This window comes from Cysteiniphilum litorale, from assembly GCF_003428165.1.
GTDB lineage: Bacteria > Pseudomonadota > Gammaproteobacteria > Francisellales > Francisellaceae > Caedibacter > Caedibacter litoralis.
In genome coordinates this window covers 1-2,631 of the sequence record NZ_QLIQ01000100.1, presented here as the reverse complement: position 1 = coordinate 2,631, position 2,631 = coordinate 1, and the positions used below count along the sequence as shown (strand labels likewise).

The following is a 2,631-nucleotide window of genomic DNA, read 5'->3' as shown; positions in this document are numbered from 1 at the left end:
TTTTGCTCAGCTAAATTCATCCGTAACTTGCTTATGTTTTAAAGGCAGTAGGGTATTTGTACATAAGTATCGCATTCAGTTCAAGTTAAACTACAGCTGATTTACCCACAAATCGCGAATGCGCCCGGTTTAATAAGTTTAAAAACAGAAAATGAGAAGAAAGTTCAAAACTGTAGAGAGTTAATTTTTACTTTTTATAAGGAGCTAATAGCGCCTTGAACTGCTTTCTTAGCACTAATAACCCCCGTGCTTTGTCTTGAGTCAATTAAAATATCCTTAATATCAGAATGTGTTAAATTAGGATTGGCTGAAAGCATCAATGCAATAATTCCTGATACATGAGGAGCTGCCATACTTGTTCCTTGCTTAAATCCATATTGAGGAACTAATTTGCCATCTTGAAATACGGAGTTAACAACAGATAAAATTTGATTATTTTGTCCTGTCGGTAATTTGACTCTAGCATCACCACCTGGTGCTTTAACAACTAAAGGATTACGCTCATAAACACTTTTCATGCTATAGTTTGAGTAGTACGCAAGTTTTCCTGTAGGTCCAGTAGACTCAACCACAATAGCATTGATGTTTGCACACCCGGCTGGGACGACTTCTGATATATTTTGTCCGTTATTTCCAGCAGCAAGAACAATAGTAGCTCCTTTTTTTACTGCTTTATTGAAAGCATATCTATATCCCTGACAGGCAACTTTTTTGTAAACATTCCAATCTTCATCATTTGAAAATTTATCGGTGTACACAAAATCACCTTGAATATCCATTGATTTGTTATATCGCGAGAAAGACAAGCTTAAATTAATAACGCGAGCGGGGTGATCCGTCTTTTTTGCTGCTGTGCTATTAAGTCCAGAAGTCCACATTACAGCTTCATGAATCGCTGGGATTGACTCTTCGCCCTGTGCTGGAAAAATCTTAACATGTTTGACTTTAATGTTCTCAATGCCACTAGCTGTTGCATAGATATTATCTTCTGCTGATGTAACAATACCAGCGACATGCATACCGTGGTCTGATTTGCCATGTGCTCTAAAATCTGAACTAGCGAACACTTGGTCAGTAACTTGAGTGTGACCATTGTAGTATGAACCTTGTAAAAAATAATATCCATCATAATCTCTGCCGCTAATGCTATCGGATCGAATATTATGAGCCAACCGCTTCTTACCATCCAAAGATGGGGAGAGATCTAATCCGCTATCAATAACAGCAACAGTAACATCAGCTGGCTTTGAGACGAATTTCTTAATTAAGTTAGCGGCGTTTAAAGAATCGATTCCTATACCTTTTTCATCTGTTAAATTCCATTGTTGTTTACTGTACATAAGTTCTGGTTTTAGATTATTTTCAGGCAACGAAAGATTCGATTTAGTGTTAATGTTCTTGAAGCTATAATCTACGGGATTTATTAATTGCGCTTTCATACTTGATGGAACCGCATAAGCAATATCATTATTTTGTTGTTGAATTTTATCTGCTAAATAATATTCATCCATATTAATTTTATTTTTTTGCTCAGAGGTGCTCTGCTCATTCATTTGAAGTTGGGCACTTGATCTATACTTATTAACCATCTCACCAACTTCTTTTTTGTCAAAAGATAAAACAGAAGTATTATTTTGCAATTGTTGAGATTGGCAAGACAAAAGCCCTAAGCATTCATTAGTAAATGTCCTTTTTTGCTCTGTATTAGCTTTGTATTTTACATAAATTTTAATCTTCTCACTTTCATTAGCCATAACTTCAGTTGACAAAAATAAAGAACCAGCCATTAATGGTATATACTTTTTCATGCTTAGATAATCTCCCTATCTTTAAATTGGTGTAAGCGAAAATATTAAGGCTATAGATATATTTTTGTTTTGCTATACTGTCAACAAGATTAATTTGTAAAAATCTTCCCATTTTGACCAATGTATAAAAATTTATAATAATATACGACAATGATCTACCCTTAATTTTGGACAATAAATCCATCAGAATGAGGAGTAAAAAATAGCAAAATATCCCTAGAAGCATAGGGTTTCTCCAAAATTACCAGTGAGTTAAGTATTTGTCGCGATAGTTTTTATAACATGGTTAGTTTAATTCTTTGACGCAAAAGTTATTTATTCTTGTAATTATTAAAAGTTTAGGGTATTTGTATTTATTATTTAAAAATAGTGAGAGGGGATTCATGAGTTCTTTGTTTAAAAACCAACCTAATGGTTTGTGGTATCTTTTTGGTGTAGAGGTTTGGGAACGATTTAGTTATTATGGCATGAGAGCTATATTGATTTTATATTTAACAAGCGAGTATTGGGGTATGAATGATACCCAAGCCTATTTAACTTATGGCGCATATGTTGCTTTTATATATATGGCTCCAGTCATAGGTGGATATATTTCAGATGCCTACCTAGGGCATTTAACTAGCGTTAAATATGGTTGTGTCTTAATTATGATAGGACATATACTGTTAGTAACTCATGTATCATTTTTTATTGGTTTAGGACTTACGCATTGATGACAGCGTGATTATGTGCTAGTTCCCCTGTATACTTACCAAAAATGGATGTTGATAGGCTTTAACCAAGCATGACAAGAGCAATAACACGACCACCAACAGCTCAATGT

Annotated in this window: 2 protein-coding genes; one reads left to right on the top strand and one right to left on the bottom strand. The window is 34.3% G+C overall.

Annotated features, from left to right (window positions below; genetic code table 11):
* Positions 1-194: 194 nt before the first annotated feature.
* Complete coding sequence (locus DNJ75_RS14600; RefSeq protein ID WP_117004166.1) at positions 195-1,808, bottom strand: S8 family serine peptidase; 1,614 nt, start codon at positions 1,806-1,808, stop codon at positions 195-197.
* 299 nt (positions 1,809-2,107) lie between these two features.
* Between DNJ75_RS14600 and DNJ75_RS14595 the strand changes: the two genes are divergently transcribed.
* Positions 2,108-2,521: an MFS transporter gene (locus DNJ75_RS14595; protein ID WP_150468946.1), complete on the top strand. Its 414-nt coding sequence runs from the start codon at positions 2,108-2,110 to the stop codon at positions 2,519-2,521.
* Positions 2,522-2,631: the final 110 nt, after the last annotated feature.

Excerpts from the sequence above, each read along its gene's own strand:
- DNJ75_RS14600 (WP_117004166.1), bottom strand. The coding sequence starts at position 1,808 with ATGAAAAAGTATATACCATTAATGGCTGGTTCTTTATTTTTGTCAACT.